The 20,754-nt window shown below is 50.3% G+C and carries 23 protein-coding genes; 10 read left to right on the plus strand and 13 right to left on the minus strand.

Annotated elements, in window-relative coordinates:
• Positions 1–119 precede the first annotated feature (119 nt).
• The 5 genes from guaA to helD all read right to left on the minus strand — a co-directional run bounded on the left by guaA (position 120) and on the right by helD (position 6,528).
• A complete protein-coding gene (gene guaA, locus ACYVSB_RS01245) occupies positions 120–1,673 on the minus strand; it encodes a glutamine-hydrolyzing GMP synthase (protein ID WP_461218117.1) in 1,554 nt (517 codons plus the stop codon).
• Positions 1,674–1,799: 126 nt separating this feature from the next.
• Positions 1,800–2,111, minus strand: coding sequence for a hypothetical protein (locus ACYVSB_RS01250; RefSeq protein WP_125600058.1), 312 nt, complete (start codon positions 2,109–2,111; stop codon positions 1,800–1,802).
• A gap of 542 nt (positions 2,112–2,653) precedes the next feature.
• Complete coding sequence (coaA, locus tag ACYVSB_RS01255) at positions 2,654–3,580, minus strand: type I pantothenate kinase (RefSeq protein ID WP_125599907.1); 927 nt, start codon at positions 3,578–3,580, stop codon at positions 2,654–2,656.
• A gap of 159 nt (positions 3,581–3,739) precedes the next feature.
• Positions 3,740–4,063, minus strand: coding sequence for a hypothetical protein (locus ACYVSB_RS01260; RefSeq protein ID WP_461218118.1), 324 nt, complete (start codon positions 4,061–4,063; stop codon positions 3,740–3,742).
• Between the two features lie 152 nt (positions 4,064–4,215).
• Complete coding sequence (helD, locus tag ACYVSB_RS01265) at positions 4,216–6,528, minus strand: RNA polymerase recycling motor HelD (RefSeq protein WP_225422184.1); 2,313 nt, start codon at positions 6,526–6,528, stop codon at positions 4,216–4,218.
• A gap of 434 nt (positions 6,529–6,962) precedes the next feature.
• On the opposite strand from helD, the gene ACYVSB_RS01270 reads away from it, so the two are divergent.
• Positions 6,963–7,184: a hypothetical protein gene (locus tag ACYVSB_RS01270; protein WP_125599904.1), complete on the plus strand. Its 222-nt coding sequence runs from the start codon at positions 6,963–6,965 to the stop codon at positions 7,182–7,184.
• A 321-nt stretch (positions 7,185–7,505) separates the two neighbouring features.
• Here the strand turns inward: ACYVSB_RS01270 and ACYVSB_RS01275 are convergent, their stop codons facing one another.
• The 6 genes from ACYVSB_RS01275 to ACYVSB_RS01300 form a co-directional block, all read right to left on the minus strand.
• Positions 7,506–7,706 carry a CsbD family protein gene (locus tag ACYVSB_RS01275; protein ID WP_125599901.1) on the minus strand — a complete coding sequence of 67 codons (201 nt, stop codon included), beginning with the start codon at positions 7,704–7,706 and terminating at the stop codon, positions 7,506–7,508.
• Positions 7,707–7,842: 136 nt separating this feature from the next.
• Positions 7,843–8,097, minus strand: a complete 255-nt coding sequence (locus ACYVSB_RS01280) for a GlsB/YeaQ/YmgE family stress response membrane protein (protein ID WP_125599898.1) — start codon at positions 8,095–8,097, stop codon at positions 7,843–7,845.
• Between the two features lie 255 nt (positions 8,098–8,352).
• Positions 8,353–8,526, minus strand: coding sequence for a hypothetical protein (locus tag ACYVSB_RS01285; protein ID WP_164511153.1), 174 nt, complete (start codon positions 8,524–8,526; stop codon positions 8,353–8,355).
• Between the two features lie 308 nt (positions 8,527–8,834).
• Positions 8,835–9,197 (minus strand): CrcB family protein, encoded by a 363-nt coding sequence (locus tag ACYVSB_RS01290; RefSeq protein ID WP_125599895.1) that lies wholly within the window; start codon positions 9,195–9,197, stop codon positions 8,835–8,837.
• On the minus strand, positions 9,197–9,574 hold the full coding sequence (locus ACYVSB_RS01295; protein WP_125599891.1) for a fluoride efflux transporter FluC: 378 nt from the start codon (positions 9,572–9,574) through the stop codon (positions 9,197–9,199). Before ACYVSB_RS01295 ends, ACYVSB_RS01290 begins: the two co-directional genes overlap by 1 nt.
• 386 nt (positions 9,575–9,960) lie before the next feature.
• Entirely contained in the window at positions 9,961–10,128 is a 168-nt protein-coding gene (locus tag ACYVSB_RS01300; protein ID WP_164511152.1) for a hypothetical protein, read from the minus strand.
• A 372-nt stretch (positions 10,129–10,500) separates the two neighbouring features.
• On the opposite strand from ACYVSB_RS01300, the gene ACYVSB_RS01305 reads away from it, so the two are divergent.
• The 5 genes from ACYVSB_RS01305 (at position 10,501) to ACYVSB_RS01325 (ending at position 14,802) form a co-directional block, all read left to right on the plus strand.
• Entirely contained in the window at positions 10,501–11,193 is a 693-nt protein-coding gene (locus ACYVSB_RS01305; protein ID WP_461218119.1) for a class I SAM-dependent methyltransferase, read from the plus strand.
• A 59-nt stretch (positions 11,194–11,252) separates the two neighbouring features.
• Positions 11,253–11,918 (plus strand): hypothetical protein, encoded by a 666-nt coding sequence (locus ACYVSB_RS01310; RefSeq protein WP_461218120.1) that lies wholly within the window; start codon positions 11,253–11,255, stop codon positions 11,916–11,918.
• A gap of 174 nt (positions 11,919–12,092) precedes the next feature.
• Positions 12,093–13,082: an aldo/keto reductase gene (locus tag ACYVSB_RS01315; RefSeq protein ID WP_461218121.1), complete on the plus strand. Its 990-nt coding sequence runs from the start codon at positions 12,093–12,095 to the stop codon at positions 13,080–13,082.
• A gap of 140 nt (positions 13,083–13,222) precedes the next feature.
• Positions 13,223–14,128 carry a proline-specific peptidase family protein gene (locus ACYVSB_RS01320; protein WP_461218122.1) on the plus strand — a complete coding sequence of 302 codons (906 nt, stop codon included), beginning with the start codon at positions 13,223–13,225 and terminating at the stop codon, positions 14,126–14,128.
• Between the two features lie 14 nt (positions 14,129–14,142).
• Positions 14,143–14,802 (plus strand): histidine phosphatase family protein, encoded by a 660-nt coding sequence (locus tag ACYVSB_RS01325; protein ID WP_461218123.1) that lies wholly within the window; start codon positions 14,143–14,145, stop codon positions 14,800–14,802.
• A 136-nt stretch (positions 14,803–14,938) separates the two neighbouring features.
• On the opposite strand, the gene ACYVSB_RS01330 is transcribed toward ACYVSB_RS01325, so the two are convergent.
• A complete protein-coding gene (locus ACYVSB_RS01330) occupies positions 14,939–16,789 on the minus strand; it encodes an ABC transporter permease (RefSeq protein ID WP_461218124.1) in 1,851 nt (616 codons plus the stop codon).
• A 10-nt stretch (positions 16,790–16,799) separates the two neighbouring features.
• Positions 16,800–17,555, minus strand: coding sequence for an ABC transporter ATP-binding protein (locus ACYVSB_RS01335; protein WP_461218125.1), 756 nt, complete (start codon positions 17,553–17,555; stop codon positions 16,800–16,802).
• Positions 17,556–17,787: 232 nt separating this feature from the next.
• Between ACYVSB_RS01335 and ACYVSB_RS01340 the strand changes: the two genes are divergently transcribed.
• From ACYVSB_RS01340 to ACYVSB_RS01355, 4 genes are all read left to right on the plus strand, one after another.
• The gene (locus tag ACYVSB_RS01340) at positions 17,788–18,051 is read left to right on the plus strand and encodes a hypothetical protein (RefSeq protein ID WP_461218126.1); all 264 of its coding nucleotides are present in this window, start codon (positions 17,788–17,790) and stop codon (positions 18,049–18,051) included.
• A 455-nt stretch (positions 18,052–18,506) separates the two neighbouring features.
• A complete protein-coding gene (locus ACYVSB_RS01345; protein ID WP_461218127.1) occupies positions 18,507–18,722 on the plus strand; it encodes a hypothetical protein in 216 nt (71 codons plus the stop codon).
• 172 nt (positions 18,723–18,894) lie between these two features.
• On the plus strand, positions 18,895–19,800 hold the full coding sequence (locus tag ACYVSB_RS01350) for an alpha/beta hydrolase fold domain-containing protein (protein ID WP_461218128.1): 906 nt from the start codon (positions 18,895–18,897) through the stop codon (positions 19,798–19,800).
• Positions 19,801–19,971: 171 nt separating this feature from the next.
• Entirely contained in the window at positions 19,972–20,664 is a 693-nt protein-coding gene (locus ACYVSB_RS01355) for an SGNH/GDSL hydrolase family protein (protein ID WP_461218129.1), read from the plus strand.
• Positions 20,665–20,754 lie beyond the last annotated feature (90 nt).

Below are 20,754 nucleotides of genomic sequence, written 5' to 3' on the forward strand. Positions count from 1 at the left end.
CCCTCATTCGGCCCAGACTTGGCGGGGATTCTGGCGGGGTACGTAACAATTCCCCGCCAATTGTATCCTCAAAAAATGCCGCTAAATCAACATTTCAGCTTCAATTCACATGTATCTTTTCACTCCCACTCGATCGTAGCTGGTGGCTTGCTCGTGATATCGTACACGACGCGGTTGACGTGGGCGACTTCGTTGACGATACGGACGGAGATTTTTTGGAGAACGTCCCATGGGATCTTGGCGAAGTCGGCGGTCATGCCGTCGATCGAGGTGACGGCGCGGATGCCGATGGTGTAGTCGTAGGTGCGGCCGTCGCCCATGACACCGACGCTGCGGATGCCGGGGAGGACGGTGAAGTATTGCCAGACTTCGCGTTCCAGGCCGGCGTTTTTGATTTCTTCGCGGAGGATCAAGTCACTATCGCGGACGATTGCCAGTTTATCCTCGGTCACTTCGCCGATGACGCGGATGCCCAAGCCAGGTCCCGGGAATGGTTGGCGCCAAACCAGGTCGCTAGGCATGCCCAGCTTTTCGCCCAGGTCGCGCACTTCGTCTTTGAACAGCGTGCGCAATGGTTCGATCAGCTGGAATTGCATATCTTCTGGCAAGCCGCCGACGTTATGATGGGATTTGATGGTTTGGGCGGTGCTGGTACCACTTTCGATCACATCGGTGTACAAGGTGCCCTGAGCGAGGAAATCGATGCCGTTGAGCTTGGTCGCTTCGTCGTCAAAAACTTCGATGAACTCTTTGCCGATGATTTTCCGCTTCTGTTCAGGATCACTAACGCCCTGCAACTTGCTGAGGAAGCGTTCGCGGGCATCGACTTTGATGATGTTCAAGCCGAACTTACCTTCCAAGCTGGCCATGACTTGGTCAGCCTCACCTTTGCGCAACAAACCGTGATCTACGAAAATACTCGTCAACTGATCGCCGATCGCCTTGTGCAACAACACGCCGACCACGCTGGAATCAACGCCGCCGGAGAGGCCCAGCAGAACTTTTTTGTTGCCAACGGTGGCGCGGATCTGGGCAATTTGTTGGTCGATAAAGTCAGTCATCGACCAGTTCGCCGTCGCGCCGACCACGTCAAAAGTGAAGTGGCGCAAGATGTCGTTGCCATATTCGGTGTTGCGGACTTCGGCATGGAATTGGATACCGTAAATTTTGCGCTGGTCGTCAGCAAACGCCGAGATCGGCGCGTTCTTGCTGGTGGCAACCACGTGGCAACCGGCGGGAACGGCCTTGACCAAGTCGCCATGACTCATCCAAACCGTCTGTTCCTGAGGCAAGCCTTTGAAAAGCGCATTTTCCGGATCAGTCACTTCGATCTGTGCCTTGCCATATTCGCGATTATCCGCAGATTCGACCTTGCCGCCCAGCTTGTACGCCAAAAGCTGCATGCCGTAGCAAATTCCCAAAATCGGAATGCCCAATTCAAGAATTTCAGGATCAACGCTGAAGGCATTCTCGTCGTAAACGCTCATGGGCCCTCCGGAGAAAATAATCCCCTTAGGCGCGATTGCTTTCACTTCTGCGGCTGTGATCGTATTCGGCAGCAATTCCGAATAAACGCCGAATTCGCGGATCCGCCGTGTAATCAACTGGTTATACTGACTGCCATAATCTAAAACAATGATTTTGTCGACACTTTTCAAGTCGGCTGTCGCCATCTTTGTCACACTCCAATTTTTGAATTTAATGCTGGTTCTGCTTAACACAACAACTGGTTTTCTGAAAATATCTGTCCCCCGCTGATGGGGCCAGTCACTGTTCTTATCATAACGATTTTCCCGCGGTTAAGCAATCACTGCGGGGAAAATATCCGGCAATGTTTGGTAAAAATATCTTGGCCATAATGTTGGTTGGGATAGTCGTAAAAGTAGCGTGCCCGCGGCTTGCGCTGCGAAATTCGGGGTGAGCTCGCTGTGGGCGCTGTTTTGAGCCAATCCGCAAAGTACGCGGCTTGTCTCAAAATCAGGCCTTGTCCTAAGCGGCAGAGCCGCCAAGGACAATTTCACGGCGATCTCACCCCGAATTTCTCCGCTCCAGCCGCTCAACGTTATAACAGCCGTTTGAGCACTCACGCCAACTGGGCGAGCTATCGTCAATTGATGGGGAGTCACGCAATTGACGACCGTGGTTAGTGGTTACAAGCTTTAAATTGGTGACACCAGTGCAGTCTGTCAGATGAACAGACCAGATTCTTGATGAATCGGCCAAATCGGTCGGTTGCCAACCAGAATCCGTTCAAGTGCGATAATGATGTTCAGCTCACACAATGTGTCCCGATCTCCTAATCCAAATCCGTTGGCATTGCTGTACCACTCCAAAATTGGTAATTATTTTGACCTCTCGCTTGCAAAACCACTTCGTCAAATCCTTCGGTTCGATTGCAGATAGGCTCAATTCTGCCTAGCAACCGCCTCAGGACGTGTGGCTCAGCGGTGAGATTATTCTTAGCGATTTATCGCTTAGAATAAGGCTCGATTTGAAGACAATTCCCGCTTTTGGAATTGGCTTCAAACGATGCCCACCGCGTTCCAGCCACGACAAACGTCCTGAGGCGGTTGCGTCCACATCCAAACCCTACCACACCTGCAACCACGCGAGAAATCCGAAACAGAAACGGCACTTTTCAGCTAGATTCTACTCAATACTTGCGCAAACCGATTTTATCAATCACATGGTGTTCGGTCTTATGCAAGATCAAGTCGGCGCGATTACGCGTGGGCAGGATATACTCGCGGAGATTCTTCAAGTTGACATCCTGCCAAACCTGCCGCGCCATCGTGAAGGCGGCTTGGCGGTCGCCAATCGCGTAGGGGTAATAGTAATTCAGCGGATCCTGCAGGGCCGTGTCCAACAATACACCGAAACGCTGCAAATACCACTCTTCAACCAGCGCCGCTTTCGCATCCACATAAATGGAGAAATCGAAATAATCGCTGACGTAGATTTGCTGATTGGTCGGCAGTTGCAAAACGTTGATTCCCTCCACGATCAGAATATCCGGGCGGTCGATCACATCGTAACTGTCAGGCAGCACGTCATAAACTTGATGGGAGTAACGTGGAACCTTGATTCCTGGTTGATAGGATTTGACCTGGTCCAAAAAAGTCAGCAAATGTTCCATGTCGTAGCTTTCTGGAAAACCCTTGCGCGCCATAATGCCGCGCCGGTTTAACTCCGCGTTGGGATAGAGGAACCCATCGGTGGTGATCAATTGGACCTTCTGATTGGGCAACGACCGACTTAGTAGTAATTGTAACAGTCGCGCAGTGGTGCTTTTGCCCACGGCGACACTGCCGGAGATCCCGATCAGAAACGGTGTGGGCGCGACCGTTTCGCCGCGGAAATCCGCTTTATCTTCGACGAGTTGATGATAGCGCCGCAAATAAACGTGGATCAAATGACGCAGCGGCACGTAGATTTCCTGCACATCTGTCAGCGAGATGCGGTCATTCAGGGCGGCAATCTGGGCCAGCTCATCGCCGGTGACCGTATTCAGTTGATTCTTGCCATGAAAATTCCGCCATTGTTCCCGAGTAAAATAATCATAGTTCTCTGGCAAAGCCATATTTGGATAACTCCTTGAAAACAGTATTTCAATCACAATTTCGCGGTCGTGCTAAGTGGACCCGCTTCAATTATTGGCAGATCACGGCGACCGCAATGCAAAACCAGATCCCCGTCAGCGCCCTACGACTAATACAGTCCATTCATACTATTACACTATTCAGTTCTTTTGCCAAGAGGTCGCAGATGTTTTCGCGAAAAAATCGCCATTCCGGTGGACCACTTTTGGTGCTTTTGATGCTTTTGATGCTTGGGGGCGCGTTCGGTACTTTTGATACTTTGCGCGTTCGGCGTGTTTGGCGAGTTTAGTATTATGGGTACTTTCAGTATTTTTGATATTTTTGACGCTTTTGACGCTTTTGACGCTTTTGACGCTTTTGACGCTTTTGACGCTTTTGACGCTTTTGACGCTTTTGACGTTTTTTTCACTTTTAGCACTTTTTAGAACTTTTAGAACTTTTAACGTTTCTAGTACTTCCAGCACCTTTCAATACCTTCAACGACTTTAAGTCTTTTAAGACATTTTCCTGATGATTTCAAGACTCTTTAAGCCGTTTTTCCGGCACTTCTCCACCAATTTTAGCCAGCGTGTTTAAGGGCTTGTCCCAGCTAATTCCCATCGAGCAACAGAACCGGCTATTCCACGGTATAAAGTGTGGCCGGAACGGCGCTTAATAGCGGGGACAATTCGTCTTGGGCCAGGATCGTTAAGCGGTGCATCGCCCGGGACGCAATGGTGTAAACCAATTGGCGTTCGTCTTCGTCATGATATCTGGTCGCCGAGGCGTTCCACATGACGACGGCGTCAAATTCCAATCCTTTGGCTAAGTAGGCGGGAACGATAATGGTGCCGGCGGCCAAGCGTTGATTTTCTGAGCGGATCAAGGTGGCGTGGTAACCAGCCGTTTTCAGAAACTGGGCTAGATCCTGGCTTTCTTGCTTGGTCTTGGCAATGATGGCGGTGGTCAACTGGCGCTGATCGTTCTCCTGCAATGTGCGCAACAGCAACTCGTGTAACGCCGCTTCGTCGGCACGGATCGCAATATTGGGTAAGTCTCCGGCGCGATCGAAGGTATCGATCTTCTGGCCGTTTCTCAGCAGGGCCCGGGTGTATTCGGTGATTGGTTTTGTTGAGCGATAGGAGCGGGTCAATTGGACCACTTCGGTTTTTTCCGGGTCAAACAGCTTCTGAACTTGGCTCAATAACGAGCTGCTGGTCGCGTGGGTGAAAATCGCTTGATTCAAATCTCCCAGCATCGTGAAACGGGCTTTCGGGAATGACGCTTGCAAATAAGCGGCTTGAAAAGGTGTGTAATCCTGGATCTCATCAATGAAAACAAACTTAATATTGCGGTCGACCTGCTTACCGGTGATCAGATCGAACAGGTATAAGTATGGACTCACATCATCAAGCCGGAGCCGTTTATCGCGGAAGTCCGCCTGTACTTGGGCCACTTCTTGGTTCCAGTCCTCTTTAGTGACGCCAAAACTTGCCAAATCGATCAGATAAGGGACCTGTTGTAAGAAATGTAAATACTGGGCGCGGCTATTGATAAAACGGAAACGACGAATCCCCCGATTAACTGTCTGTAATTCTTTGGTGACAATTTTCCGAGCCAAATATTTAAACTCGGCGTCACTGGAAGCGAACTCTTGATCCGCCTTGGCATACAGGCTTTGTAGCTGTTCATCGCTTAAATTCTCCACCGCTTTAGCGACCCAATTCTTGCGGATCTCAGGCTCGACTTTGTTGTTCAGTAACTGGATCAAGCGCTCTTGAGTCGCGTCCATCCGGTTGGCCAAATGATAGTTTTCATTGAAACTGTAATAGATTTCCGCCATTTTCTCTTTACTGAAGTAAGGCTTGCCGCGGAATTTCAAATCTTTGAAACGCATATCTTGTTTTTCAAGATGACGCGCATAGATTCCTACTGCCTTGAAAAAGCGCAGATCGGTTTTAACCCGCGAGATGGCTTTGGCGGTCGTCGTTTGCGCCACCTCGAAATTCGCCGCCGGATCCGTGATCGTCATTTTCGGCAGACGCCGGCCAATGAATTGGGCGTAGGTCATTTGTACCATGTTCTGTTCGCCTAATTCCGGCAAAACGTTCTCGATGTAGTCGTTGAACAACTGGTTTGGCGAGAACATGATCACTTGGCTGGCCGTTAGTTTACCGCGATAACGGTACAGTAAGAACGCGACCCGTTGTAAGATCGCCGATGTTTTCCCGGAACCAGCCGCGCCTTGAACGAAGAGCAGATCCGCCGCCACATTGCGAATGATCTTGTTCTGTTCCTGTTGGATCGTGGTCACGATCGACTTCATCTGCGTGCTGGATTTCTCCCCCAGCACTTCCAGCAACATCTGATCGCCAATGGTTTCCGTGGTATCAAACATTGACTCGATCGCGCCACCTTTGATCAGGAACTGGCGCTTGAGTAACACATTGACCGTCTGTTCCCCATCAGGCGTTTGATAACTGACCTGGCCCAACTTGCCATCGTAGTAAATCGACGAAATCGGCGCCCGCCAATCGTAAATCAGAAAATGATCGTGCTCATCGCTAAAGGAACCTAGACCGATATAAATCGTTTCTCGTCTAGGCTCACCATGCTCATGGAAATCAAGGCGCGCGAAATAAGGCGTTTTCGCCAACCGTTTCAAGGTGTTCAGCTGCCGCGCCGACTGTTGCCAACTATTCTCACGCTCTTGCAGCATTTGTTGCTGCTGGCGAATCGACAGCGCCGTCTCCAAATTGGTCGTATCGCTACCGTAACTTAAATGGACTTCTTCATTGAATTGTCGATTCAACGACTGCGTATCGTTTTTCGCCTGGTCGATCGATTGGCGCGCCTTCGTTTGCGCACGCCCGATCTTCGTAATCACTTCATCTAAATGGCGCTGTTCCGCCGCTTGTGTCTGACGGATAAACTTCTCATTTTTTGTCAATTCCCCACAACCTTTTCGAATATCACTGTCATTGCCAAAAATGTATTGAATAATTTTATCACAAAACCGTAACGAACAAAAGTATTTGAGCTTGATTCTTCCACTTCGCCCCTCGTTTGATGCCTTTTTGTTCGCCTCGATCTGGAGACCTTCAGCCTATCTCTTCTTAGCTGGTGGATGCTATTTGCCCGCTGAGATACCCGCAGCCGCCATTAGTGACCGGTCATTCGGTTAGCCCGCTGCTAAGAAACCACGCGCTTTGCATTTTGAAACGTGCTCCGCGCAACTGCTTTCTGCGCCGATACGCAACCAGCGCGTACAGCAGGCCGGCTTCGGCGACGCCATTCATTTGTGAAGCCTCTTGTTTTATGACCCTTAGTCTACTAAACTGAGGATAGCCAATTGGGAATTGGCAGAAAATGGAGGAATTAGGGATGGATTCAAGCGAAGTTATCGCGCCGGCAATCATTGGTGTGATTCTCTCAGGTGTGGGCGTCTGGCAATTGATCGCGGTGGTCAGATACATTCGTAACGCTGGCAAAGCGAAGGATGCCTTTCGGGGATGGGCTACCTGGACCAGTTTATTGATTGGGGTGCTCTTCACTGGTATTGGGGTGGAGACGCTGATTGCCGCCATCATCAACGCCTTCAAATAACCATTCAAGCACGCCGCCGGGAGTAACAGGTAGGCAGCCCTTGTTCATCCTCACCAAGTAACCAGGTGGCCGGCGCAGCGGTGGGCCGCTGACCGCCAGTCAATCTTGGCGGGTGAACCAGCTGACCTCGTCTTTTACCGAGAATGTAGCCGCCGCTGGTCCAATTTAATTTGTATGAATCGACAAAAATGACCCAGTCAACCGGAGATCGCCGTTAAGCGTTGTCCGTTCGCTGAGCCATTTTTTATATTAAAGTCGCCGTGACGCTGAGCCGGTTCTTGGTGTTAAACAAGTTTCCGTCAATTAGCCCATCATCACACGCTATTCATGCTTGTGTCGCTGATCTAGTTTCTCATTGACTTTCTCCGCGACGTTTTCAGCAAGTTGGTCCAATTTCTCTTTCGCTTTGCCTGTCGCGGCTTGGGCTTTACCCTTCAATTCTTGTTGATCATTATTGGTGACCTTGCCGACTGTTTCATTAAGCTTACCTTTGACTTGATCTTTCTCACTGGCGAAACTCATGTTGTTCACTCCTATTCTCATTGAAGCTGATCGCAGCTGATCTGATTAAATAACGGGGGGACGTCATTGATCTGCCAAGGGGGAAGTTGAGGTCAGCACGCTTGCTGTGGGGGATCTTGTGGGGGGACAAGATGAATCAAGCGCGCCGGGTTTTATTGAAGAGCCAAGAAGTGAGTAGCACAACAACAATTGCGCCGATCAAGGCAGGAACGATCGCCATGCCGCCAATGATTGGGCCCCAAGTACCGAGGAATCGCTCCCCTAACCAGGCGCCAACCAAACCACCAAAAATATTACCGAGCCAACCCATGGGTAAATCGCGATTGACGATCGCACTGGCCAAGGAACCAATGACCGCGCCCACGATCAATACCCAAACAAAATGTAGCACTAACACACTCCCTTTCTAAACATGATCACCAATAATTACTTATCGGTAGCTTAACTTTAACCTGATGGGTATTCTGCTGTCAACAAATATGCAATCAAAAGCATAGCCTAAATCTTATGAGTGCTGATCCACTTGCCCAACAAAAAAACCGGATCACCTAAGATCCGGTCAAAACTCCCCTTTAGCCGTGACCTCCGCGAACTAGTCCTGAAGGTGTAGGCCTTGATGCTGTCACGATTCGCAGTCCGGCCAGCTTTATTTCTGCTGGCGCCGGCGTTGATACCAGTTGCGGAAATAAGGGATCCAGAAAACAATCAAATACCCCACCGCCATACCCATGATGGTGTAAATGAAAATATGTTTGAAATACAGGCCGAACAGAAACCCGATCAAGGCTGCTAGGCCGGTGATGATTGATTTTCGTGTCATCGTTTTGCTCCTTATAGACGTGTTCGCCAACCTAGCTTCTTCCGCTTAGCTACGCCAGTATTCCGGAGGCATGGACCGCCTCCAAAATCCTGCCTAGGCTAATGCTCAGAAGCTGACCAGGTCGGTTCGCACTCTGCTTTTTGAAACGTGTTCGCCTCCCCAGCGCTTTCCGCTTAGCTACGCCATTGTTCCGGAAGCAAAGCCCAGCTTCCAAAACAATGGCTAGGCTAATGCTCAACCGCTACCCGGGGTGGCTCTCACTCTGCTAATTATCATTGTGCTAGTCTGATTAATTCTAACATTTTTCCTCAAAAAAGACGATGGCCCAGCACCCAACCCAAAGCGCACAGGCCTAGACCTAATCCGTAAGTGGCCCCACCATAGCGTAAGGCGCGGCGGAAATTCTCGCTGGCGAGTTGACCACCTAATTCACTGTTCAACGTGGAAAACGTGGTCCAACCACCACACAAACCGGTCCCGAGAAAGGTATACCAAGTTTGCGTGACCGTACTGGCCGCCATGAAGCCCAGTAAAAAGGCGCCACTCAAATTGATCAACAGCGTGGCTTGATACCCTAACTCCGGTCGAGCCCGCTTGTAAAGCGCCGTGAAATGATAACGACCTAACGCGCCAAGACTTGCGCCCAAGCCCGCCAACAACCATGTTTGCATCAGTGGACACCTCCTTGATCGTTCAAATGTTGGGCCAAGGTGATCCCCGCCCACGCCAATAAAATTCCGGCAACCATGCTGATCAGCAGATAGATTTCCGCCGTCAGCCAAGCGCCAGCCGCCAGCAACTTGATCACATCAAGGCAGAAACTGGAGAACGTTGTCAGTGAACCAAAAAATCCCGTTCCGATGCCCACATGCAACCATTGCCGCCGCGATTGTAATCCCGGACCCCAATAATCATTCCACAAGGGCAGCAACAGCGCCCCCAACAAATTCACCGCTAAAGTTGCCCACGGAGATGGCAACACCTGAGTGGCCCCTAGGCGTAAACCGCCGCCGACAAAGGCACACAGCGCGATCATCAAATCTGTCATCAGTTCCACTCCCCTCGCAGATTGGCACCCCACACGCCACTTGGCCGTGTCACTGCCAGATTCTTTCAATGCTTACATTATTCAATTATTTTCTGAAAAAGTCCATGATATTCTTTGAAAAAGTCTTGAAAAATGAACTTGTTTTGCAAAAGTGTTGAAACAACCAGGAACTCAGTTTCTTGGCCCCAAAATCCGGTATACTGATCATGAGCGCGCGGCGTTGCGGGGACTTGGCAGGCAAAAGTAGGTTGGCCGCAGCTTGCGCTGCGCGGGGCGTTGGTGGTTGGCAGATGTGGTGGGGCTCCAGGTCGGGCTGGGGGTGGTGGAACGCGGCGGGCACGACTTGAAGCTTTTCGGAAAACCACCGAAAATCTTCAAGCTCGGCCTTATTGTAGGCGATAAATCGCCAACAATAATATCGCGGCTGACTCACCCCCAGCCCGACCTTCCGCCGACAAACGAACAGACCACCAACGCCACGCTCCGCTCCAGCCGCTCAACGTTATCTTAGTCATTGGGTCACTCACGCCTGCTGTTAGGCCATGTCCACTCATTAGGGACCACGCAATCGACGATCGTGGTTAGTAGTTACCAGCTTTAAATTGGTGACACCAGGATAGATTGCTGGGTTTATCAAGACAGATCTTCGTGTCAACTTTTGAATCAATTTTGTTGCTAGGAAGTTGTGACTCTTTCGTATTTAGGATGAAGGAGCTGACGAAGTTGCTTTGTGGGTTGGCGGTCGATTTTCTTTTCTCTTTTTCCCTTGGTGAGGTGTGGTAGCACTGGCGGAGTTGAATAGCGGACCGGGTCTCTTTGCGTGGCGCGCACGATTAGGTTTGGCCTGCACTTAAAACAAACGAGGTGATTTCAGTGGCAGCGACAAATATTTATGACGATCCGAAATTTTCCAGCAGTATGCCCAGATGAATCGGAGTCAACGGGGCTTGGCTGGCGCCGGTGAGTGGCCGGCTTTGCAGGCGTTGCTTCCTGACTTTGAAGGGAAAACGATGGTGGATCTGGGTTGCGGCTATGGGTGGCACTGTCGCTATGCGAGCGATCACGGGGCGCGTCAGGTGATTGGCGTGGATCTTTCCGCGAAAATGTTAACCCAGGCGCGCAGTTTGACCCACGCCAACAATATCAGCTATCGGCAGGGTGATTTGGCGACCGTTACTTTTCCCGGCCAACGGTTCGACTTGGTCTTCAGTTCTTTAGCGTTGCACTATCTGCCCTCATTTGACCAAGTCTTGTCGCAAATCGAACAGTATTTACAGCCCGGCGGCCAATTTATTTTTTCAGTGGAGCATCCGCTGTTCACCGCCAGTGGCCAACAAGATTGGATCTACCGGGCTGATGGTGTGATCGATCATTTCCCCGTCGATCGCTATTTCGACGAAGGCCCACGGGAAGTGACTTTCTTGGGCACAACCATGACCAAGTATCACCGCACCTTGACCACTTATTTGGAGACTTTGTTGGCCCATGGTTTTCAAATCGAGCATGTGGTTGAACCGCAACCACCACAGGCGCTTCTGGATCAGCCGGGTATGCGCGATGAATTCCGCCGGCCGATGATGTTGCTGATCAGCGCGCGGCTGCCGGTCACTTATTGCTAAAAACTTGGCTTGTATGATTTTGGGTATGATAACATCTTGTTCGGCGTTTGATTGCAGGTGTGCTGGGTGTTGCGCGTGAGCGCAACCGGCTGGGACTGCTGTTGCGGACTGGAACGTGGTGGGCGTCGTTTGAAGCCAATCCGCAAGACCAGCGGCTTGTCTTCAAATCGAGCCTTGTCCTAAGCGGCAAAGCCGCCAAGGACAATTTCACCACTGAGCCGCGCAGTCCCAGCCGGTTGCTGAACAGAATTGAGCCTATCTGCAATCGAGGCGAAGGATTTGACGAAGTGGTTTTGCAAGTGTGGTGGTCAATCAATTGCCCATTTTTGGGGTGGTACGGCAACACCAACGGATTCGGATTAGGAGGTCGGAGCATTTTGCGTAGGCTGAACATTTTTACTCATTTCCGTAACAAGCCACGTGTGGAAAGCCGACCGATTCAGTTGATTCATCAAGAACTTGCCTTAGTTCATCAGATAGACTGTCCTGGTGTCACCAATTTAAAGCTTGTAACAACTAACCACGGCCGTCAAATGCGTGGTTCTCCATCAATTGGCCATAGTTTGCCAGCCGGCGTGAGTGCTCAAACGGCTGTTATAACGTTGAGCGGCTGGAGCGGAGAAATTCGGGGTGAGATCGCCGTGTCGTTATTCTTAGCGGCTTTGCCGCTTAGAATAAGGCTCAGCTTTGAGATTTTCGGTGGGCTTCCGAAAAGCTCAAAGTGACGCCCACAGCGAGCTCACCCCGAATTTCGCAGCGCAAGCTGCGGCCAACCTACTTTTGCCAATCACGACTTGCAACCTATACCAATTATAACTAGAATTAAGATGGCCGTTGCTTTGAGCGAACCAACAAAAAGCGGGCGCGTTGGGCGCCACGCCTTCAAGGAGGAGTTAATCATGTACGCAGCAGCAACAGATCGTTATGAACACCTACCGTTTCGTCGCGTTGGCGATACCGGTTTACAATTACCGATCATTACTTTAGGACTTTGGCGTCATTTCAGTAGTTCGGACCCTTTTACTGACCGAGAGCAGTTGATTCTGTCGGCCTTCGACCATGGTGTCTTCAGTTTCGACTTAGCGAATAATTATGGCAAACCAGATCGTGGCTCAGCCGAGAAATTATTCGGTCAAGTTTATCAACGTAACTTAAAACCCTATCGTGACGAGCTCGTCGTCACGACTAAGGCGGGCTTTGAAATGGGGCCGAGTCCTTTCCAACATTTCAATTCCCGGAAAAATTTACTTCAAAGTATTGATCATAGTTTGCAACGTTTGCAGATGGACTATGTGGATATTTTCTACAGTCATCGCCCTGATCCGGAGACGGATCCGGAAGAAACCGCGCTGGCTTTGGGGCAGATCGTCGAAGCAGGTAAGGCCATGTATATTGGCATTAGCAATTATGACGCCGCGCAAAGCGAAACGATGATCGCGCTGTTGACCAAATACCACGTGCCGTTTGTCGTCAATCAATCTTCCTATAATATGTTACGTCCCGAGGTTGCGCATAATGGCGTGTTGGAAACGGTCAAACGTTATAATCGGGGTTTAGTCGCCTATGGGCCGCTCTCTGAGGGACTTTTGACCGAACGCTACCTGAAGGGCATTCCCGATGATTTCCCGATTCATTGGTCAAACACCGCGATTTTCAACCAGGGGAAGGCTCATGTGGTCGACTTACTTAATCAGCTGGAGGCGGTGGCGCAAAAGCGGGATCAGACTTTGGCGCAAATGGCTTTAGCTTGGCTACTTCGCGATCAAGCGGTGGCCAGCGTGATCATCGGCACGACCAGCGAAACCAACCTGTTGGCCAACTTGGCTGTGGCCGACCATCTGACCTTCACCAATGATGAGGTCAAACAGATCAAAGAAATCCTGGCCTAAGCTGGGTTTCTGCAAGTGATTCAGCACAAAACGGTCATAAAATCAGCGCAACAAGTCCCCGGGAACATGTTAGAATGGGGTTGTCACGCGATGATCCAACCAACCCGATCCACAAATAAGAAGAAACTAGGTGGCGCAGCATGAAACAAGGAACAACGATTCTCACACTCGATAATGGCTATCATCTTTGGACCAACACTCAGGGTCAAGGAGACATTCACTTACTTTGCCTCCACGGTGGCCCTGGCGGCACCCACGAATATTGGGAGAATTTCGGCGAAAAACTAGCCGATTTGGGCGTCCAAGTCCATATGTATGATCAACTGGGCTCATTTTATTCAGATCAACCGGATTACAGTGACCCAGAGATCGCCGCGAAATATTTGACCACTGACTACTTCCTTGATGAAGTTGAGGAAGTCCGGCAAAAACTCGGTCTGGATCATTTTTACTTGATTGGGCAGTCTTGGGGCGGGGCGTTGACCATGCTCTATGCCTTGAAATATGGTCAACATTTAAAAGGCGCGATCATTTCCAGTATGATCGACAATATTGACGAATATGTGGTCCACATCAATAAAGTTCGCGAAGAGACCCTGCCAGTAGAGGCGGTGGCCTATATGCAACGTTGCGAGCGGGAAGGCACTTGGAATGATCCCCAATACCAACAATATGTGGATGTTCTCAATCGGAATTTCGTTGATCGCCGGCAACCACCAGCAATCAGTCATTTGATTTCCACCATGGCGACTCCCGTTTACAACGCTTTTCAGGGGGACAATGAATTCGTGGTGACCGGTAAGTTGAAAGATTTCGACCTGCGCAAACAAATTCAAAATATCACCGTGCCAACATTATTAACATTTGGCCAACACGAAACGATGCCCCTCTCAGCGGCCTTGCGGATGTCGGAACAAATCCCGAACGCCCGGCTGGAAACCACACCAAATGGCGGGCATCATCATATGATGGATAACCCTGACGTTTACTTCGAACATTTGGCGAAGTTCCTCAAAGACGTTGAAGGCGGCCACTATCAACCTTAAGGACGGAATAATCAATGAAAACAATTACCGTTTATCTTGTTCGTCACGGTCAAACATATTTCAACAAATTCAATCGGATGCAAGGCTGGAGTGATTCTCCTTTGACGGCAGCGGGCATCGCCGGTGCTGAGGAAGCGGCCCAGCGGCTGAAACACTTGACCTTCACCCACGCCTATTCATCGGACACGACCCGAGCGATGCGGACCTGTGAGGTTATTCTCGGCAAAAACATGAACACCACCGTGCCTTATACGACCACGCCGTTTTTCCGTGAGGTCTTCTACGGTTACTTCGAAGGCGCTGACTCGGCGCAAACGTGGTATGAAGTCGGCGCGCCCCATGGTGCTCCCAGTTTCAAGGAATTGGTGGCGCAATATGGCATCGACAAATCCAAAGACTTCATGAACGCCATCGACCCTTTCCATGACGCGGAAACCGCGACCCAGTATTGGACGCGAATCGGCAAGGGCTTCAAAATGCTCCGGGAGCAAAATCGCAACGGCGATAATGTCCTCCTGGTCAGCCACGGCACCACGATCCGCAGTATTGTGGAGAAATTCGGCCAAGGTCGTTTCGATGTCACCGTAGCGCCCCGCAATGCCAGCGTCACCAAAATCCAATTGACTGACCAAGGTATCGATGTGTTGAGCTATAATCAGTTGAACGTTTTTTAACCACAGAAAAACAGCAATCAGGCTGCATTTGGCGTGCAACACGCCAAGCAGATAGGCGTTAAATTTTCCTCATCAACCAGCGAAAAAACGACCGCGGAATCAACATCCGCGGTCGTTTTTGAATTGAAATCAGTTTTTATTTGTCGATCTCTACTTTGGGAATCACGATGCCCCGATATAGGGTGACCGTCAGCCAATAATAAAGGCCGTAGAGCAATAGGAAAATCAGGAAAGGTAACCAGATCCCGCGGTATGGGTTGAGGAGCAATAATTTGAAGAGCTGCAACCCAAACAACACATGAATGATGCCTAACAAACCAGGTAACGCGTACAAGACACCAATTTCTTTAGCTACTGACGCTTTTAACACGCTGGTTCGCGCGCCCATTTTGTTCAGCATGTCATAGCGTTTTACGTCGCTGTATGCGCCCGACAAAATCTTGAACATCAAGCAGCTGGCCAGCATCGCCAAGAAGGACAACCCTAGGAATAAGCCCATGAAGATCATGCCCGAATACATCGCCGTTCCCACTTGAGCATTGGCATATTTCGAGCTCTCTAAAACCTCGCTAAACTCAGGAGCTGCGGCTAGTTGCGCCTGTTCGATCTTGGCGATCTTCTGCCGGGCGGCCGCGAAATCTCGGACGCGAATCAGCGTCAACTGGGACGTTTTACCAGGCAGTCGCGCAAACTCGGCGGCGGTAACCAAATGACCAGTTAAAGTGTTGCCGCCATAAATCGACTTGATTGCCAGCTGATTATAGGCGTTCTGGACGGCACCATTCGGTTCATCACGACTTATTTGATAGTCCTTCGCCGCGAAACGGCACTGCTGTGGCATGCGCATTGAGATGCCACCACTTTGTTGATAATGAAAATAATACAACGGATGGGCCTGCAATTGGTCTTGGCGATAATAGATCTCGTTGCCTTTAACCTTATAGGAATAGGTCGCCTGCTCCTTGATATCCAACTTAGCGACTTCAGCGTCGATCCCTGCCGAATGGTTATAAAGCTTCACATCATAAGCATCAACCGAGTTGACCAGCATACTTAAATCATTGTGAAAGCCTAGGCCCACAGTGATCGCGCCTAAAGCCAAGGCAAACAGAATCGAAATCATCGCCAACATTCTGGTGTAATCATGAATCCGGAAGTTCAACTGTGAAAGCGTGAAATTGCGGATCCCCCGTAATGAGAAGGAGCGGTGCTTTTTCATGAGGCGTAGTAACCAAATGAAAGTCGCGTTGAAGGTGAAGAAGCTGCCTAAAACGATCGTGACTAAGGCAAATGGAATCGCCAAAAGTTGTAACATGGCAATATTGATCATTGACCAGTAGCCGGCTGCTAATAACGCCACCCCCAACAATGCTTGAACGGCCAACCAAATCGGTTTGACCTGAGCTCGCACTGGTTGTTCCGCGCTGTGTAAGAGTTTCAGTACTGGTGTTTTCATTAATTTGTGACTATTCCAAATCGCCGCGAAAATAAACAAGACGAGGAAGAAGGCCAAGGTAATTAGAAAGGCCGGCCAGTAAAACGAGTTGAAATGGCGCAAAGTCAACCCCATTTGTTGCACCAGCAAGCGCGCGACCACTTGAGTCAGGCCAATGCCAATAACTTCCCCGATCAAGGTGGCGCCCATCCCCAGCAAGAAAGTTTCCATGAAAATCAATTGCCCGATTTTGCCGGTTTTCGCGCCGAGCATCATAAACATCCCATATTCCCGTTGGCGCATCGTCAACAGAAATGAATTGGCGTAAATCAGATAGAAGAAGGTAATGATCGCCAATAAAATCGCGCCGAAAATGAAGATGAACATGGTATTGTTGGCGCTGAGCATTGAGTTTTTACCCAAGAAATCCTGGTTGGTCGCCAAGGCCATGAACATATAGAAGGTTGCGGCGGCAACAACTAAGCCGGAGAAAAGGACCACGTAATCCTTCAAGCGGCTTTTGATACTGCTAAAAGCTAGCTTTCTTAACATGGTGTCCCTCCTATTCCGTAAAGGTGCCTAGATTATCAAGGATCTCTTGATAAAAGTCCGCCCGATCGCGTTCGCCCCGGTGCAATTCGGAGCCGATCTCGCCATCCTTAATGAACAAGATCCGCTGGCAATAGCTGGCCGAGAAAGGATCATGGGTCACCAGCAAGATCGACACCTGATCGTTGCGGTTCAAGCTGGACATGGTTTCCAATAATTCCCGAGCGCTGTTGGAATCCAAGGCCCCAGTTGGCTCGTCACCAAATAAAATCGTCGGTTGATGCACCAACGCCCGCGCCGCCGCCACGCGCTGCTTTTGCCCACCGGATAATTCGGTCGGATAGTGATCCAGCACGCTTTCGATCGACAGGCGTTTGGCGATTTTCATCACTAGGGGTTGGATCTGTTTAGGCGCGACACCTTGCAAGGATAACGGCAAAGCGATATTCTCCGCCGCGGTCAAATTCTCCAACAAGTTGAAATCTTGGAAAATAAACCCAATCTCATGCCCCCGGAAATCCGCCATTTGATTGCCCTTCAGTTGGGTCAGATCCTGCTGATTGATCCGAACTTGCCCGCTTGTTGGTTTATCCAAAGTGGATAAAATATTCAACAGCGTTGTTTTCCCGGAACCAGACGCCCCCATAATGCCCACGAATTCACCATTCTCAACAGTAAAATTGATGTCCTTCAAAGCGGTAAATTTCTTTTCGTTGCCCTTACCATATGTCTTAACTAGGTGTTGAACTGTTACGACTTCATTTGTCACGTTGACTTCCTCCGTTTCCTTATTTCGCTATTAAGTATAGCAAGGAACAGTGGCCGGGTCATTCGCTTCAACTAACAAAACCTTGGTAGAACTAACAGCATCGTAAGATTTGACTCGGTCCTTGGGCCGATGACAGAATGCCGTTGCGCTTAATTGCAGGTGTATGTGGGTGTTGCGCGTGAGCGCAACCGGCTGGGACTGCTGATGCGGACTGGAACGTGGTGGGCGTCGTTTGAAGCCAATTCCAAAAGCGGGAATTGTCTTCAAATCGAGCCTTGTCCTAAGCGGCAAAGCCGCCAAGGACAATTTCACCACTGAGCCGCGCAGTCCCAGCCGGTTGCTGAACAGAATTGAGCTTATCTGCAATCGCAGTTGGGTATCTGACAAAGTGCTTTTGCGAACTAGAGGTCAAACAATTGCCCACTTTTGGGATGGTACGGAAATACCAACGGATTCCAGCAGTCTGTGCTTTAATTGCAGGTGTGCTGGGTTTTGATGGGGACGCAACCGCCTCAGGACGTTTGTCGTGGCTGGAAACGTGCTCACCGATCCAACTCCCTGCGCTTAGCTACGCAAGGATTCTGGAAGCAAAGTTCAGCTTCCAAAATCCTTGCTAGGCTAATGCTCAGAAGCAATGCAGGTCGGCTCTCACTCTGAATAGAGCCACACGTCCTGAGGCGGTTGCTAGGCAGAATTGAGCTTATCTGCAATCGCAATTGAGTATCTGACGAAGCGCTTTTGCGAGCTAGCGGTCAAACAACTGCCCTTTTTTTGAGTGGTACAGCAATACCAACGGATTCGGATTATTTGGTTGGTACAGTTTGCATTGGTTGAATATCTTTACCTGTTCCCTAAACAATTCTCGGGCGGAAACAGACCAATTCAGTTGATTCACCGAGAACTAGTTCTGTTCATCCGGCAGACTGCGCTGGTGTCACCAATTCAAAGCTGATGACCACTAACAACGGCCGCCAATTGCGTGGCTCCCCAGCAATTGACGATAGCCTGCCAAGTGGCGTGAGTGCTCAAACGGCTGTTATAACGTTGAGCAGCTGGAGCGGAGAAATTCGGGGTGAGATCGCCGTGAAATTGGTCTTAGTGGCTTTGCCACTTAGACCAAGGCTCAGCTTTGAGATTTTCGGCGCCCTTCCGAAAAGCTCAAAGTGACGCCCACAGCGATCTCACCCCGAATTTCGCAGAGCAAGCTGCGGCCAACCTACTTTTTAACGAAGCGAAATCTTTAGCACACGCCATGATTGACCTGTTTTCTCAAAACGCTTACAATGTAAGAGTTCGTCCGCAGACGTGCACAATCAATCAATAAAGTGAGGTTTTTGAGATGACAATTTTACCAGCAGTACCGTTGACCGACCCAATAGTTGACGAAACCCGCGACATTACATATAAGAACGCGACTGACAGCCATTATCGCGATTTGAAAATGAGCCTCTTGATTCCGCGCATCCCCGGACCCAAGCCAGCAGTCCTCTACTTCCCCGGCGGCGGGTTTGTTGAAGCAGAAGCGCATAAACTGTTACAGCTGCGCCTGGCGCTGGCCCAGCGTGGCATGGTAGTAGCGGCAGCCGAATATCGAGTGATTCCGGATAAATTCCCCGCGTTAGTCCAAGATGGCAAAAGCTCCTTGATATTTTTGCGTCAACATGCGGCTGAATTTGGGATCGATCCGTTGCGGATCGCGGTACTTGGAGATTCCGCCGGTGGTTATTTGGCCCAATTTCTCGGCACAACTAGCGAGAGTCCTTTGTTTATCGCAGACGCGGCTATGGCAGCGCAAACTCACGTATCGGCCACGGTCTCGCTATATGGCATCAGTGATTTGCGCAATATTGGTGCGGGTTTGGACGCCCCATTTCACGAAACAGCGACGGCGACGGAAGCCTTATTGGTCAATGGGGTTTCTTTGGGCACTGATCAGACGCACCCAATCAACACCGTTCCGGAACTGGCGGCGAAAGCCAGCCCCATCACCTACGTGCAGGCTGGTTTAGCACCGTTCTTATTGATACACGGGTCTGCCGATGGTTTCGTCTCCCCCGTCCAAAGTCAGCAAATGGCCACGGCGCTTCAGAAAAAGGGTGTGCCCGCCGACTATGTCACGTTGGCCAACGCCGGCCATGGCTCCGCCGATTGGTACCAACCAACGACGATTGGCTATATCTGCGATTGGCTCGCGGCAAAACTACAGCCAACAACCTCAGCGCCGCGCCCAACGTTGACTCTCTAGCACCTAGGCCAAAAAGAGTGCGAACCAGTCCGGGTAGCTCCTGAGCATTAGCCTAGCAATTGTTTTGGAAGCTGCCCTTGCTTCCGGAACAATTGCGTAGCTAAGCGCAAGGAGCTGGGCTGGCGAACACGTTTCAAAAAAACAAGCACTAATAAGGAAGTTTTCGAAAAAATGACAGAACATCAGCTTTTACTCTACGGCTTCGGCGATTCGTTGGTTGCCGGTCACGAACTAAAAATCGGCCTGCTGGACGATTACGCCCAGCGCGAACATTTGACGCTACAAAATTTCGCCGTCAATGGCGCCTCGATGATTCCCCCGAAACCCAGCGACCACACTTGGGCCAGCGAAAATCATATTCCTGATTTAGCCAAACAACTGGCGCAAGCCCCAGCTGCGCTTCCGGATCTGATTGTTTTCGACGGTACGACCAATGACGCCATTAATTATGTTGACCAACAATATCCGCTGGGCGCCCCAGCGGCGGATTACCAACCAGCTAATTTCGATTTGACCACCTATGCTGGCCATTTCGAAAACGTCCTAGCCCAAATGCAGGCCAAATATCCTTTCGTTCCCCGCTATTTTGTGGCGGTGCATCATATGCCAGCGATTCCGTTAGCGCGACAAGACCGGGTTCAGGCGCTGGCAGCGCAACTGTGTCATAAGTGGAGCATTCCGGTCATCGACCTTTACGGCGCGGGCCAAATCAACACTTTCGATGCCAAAATGGCGGCGCGTTTTTCCTATAACTCCGGAAGTCATCCCCAAGATGGCGATGGCACGCACCTCAACGCGGCTGGCTACCAACGTTTCTATACCCCCATGTTGCAAGCGCAGATCCAGCTGCCCCAGCGGCGTTGAGACCCGCAGCGGCAAATTCTCCAAGAAATTCTCGTGGAAATTCTTAGGCAAAGTTCTTGCGTCAAACACTTGCGCTAAATCCTAACGCCA

Source organism: Lapidilactobacillus salsurivasis (assembly GCF_054785215.1).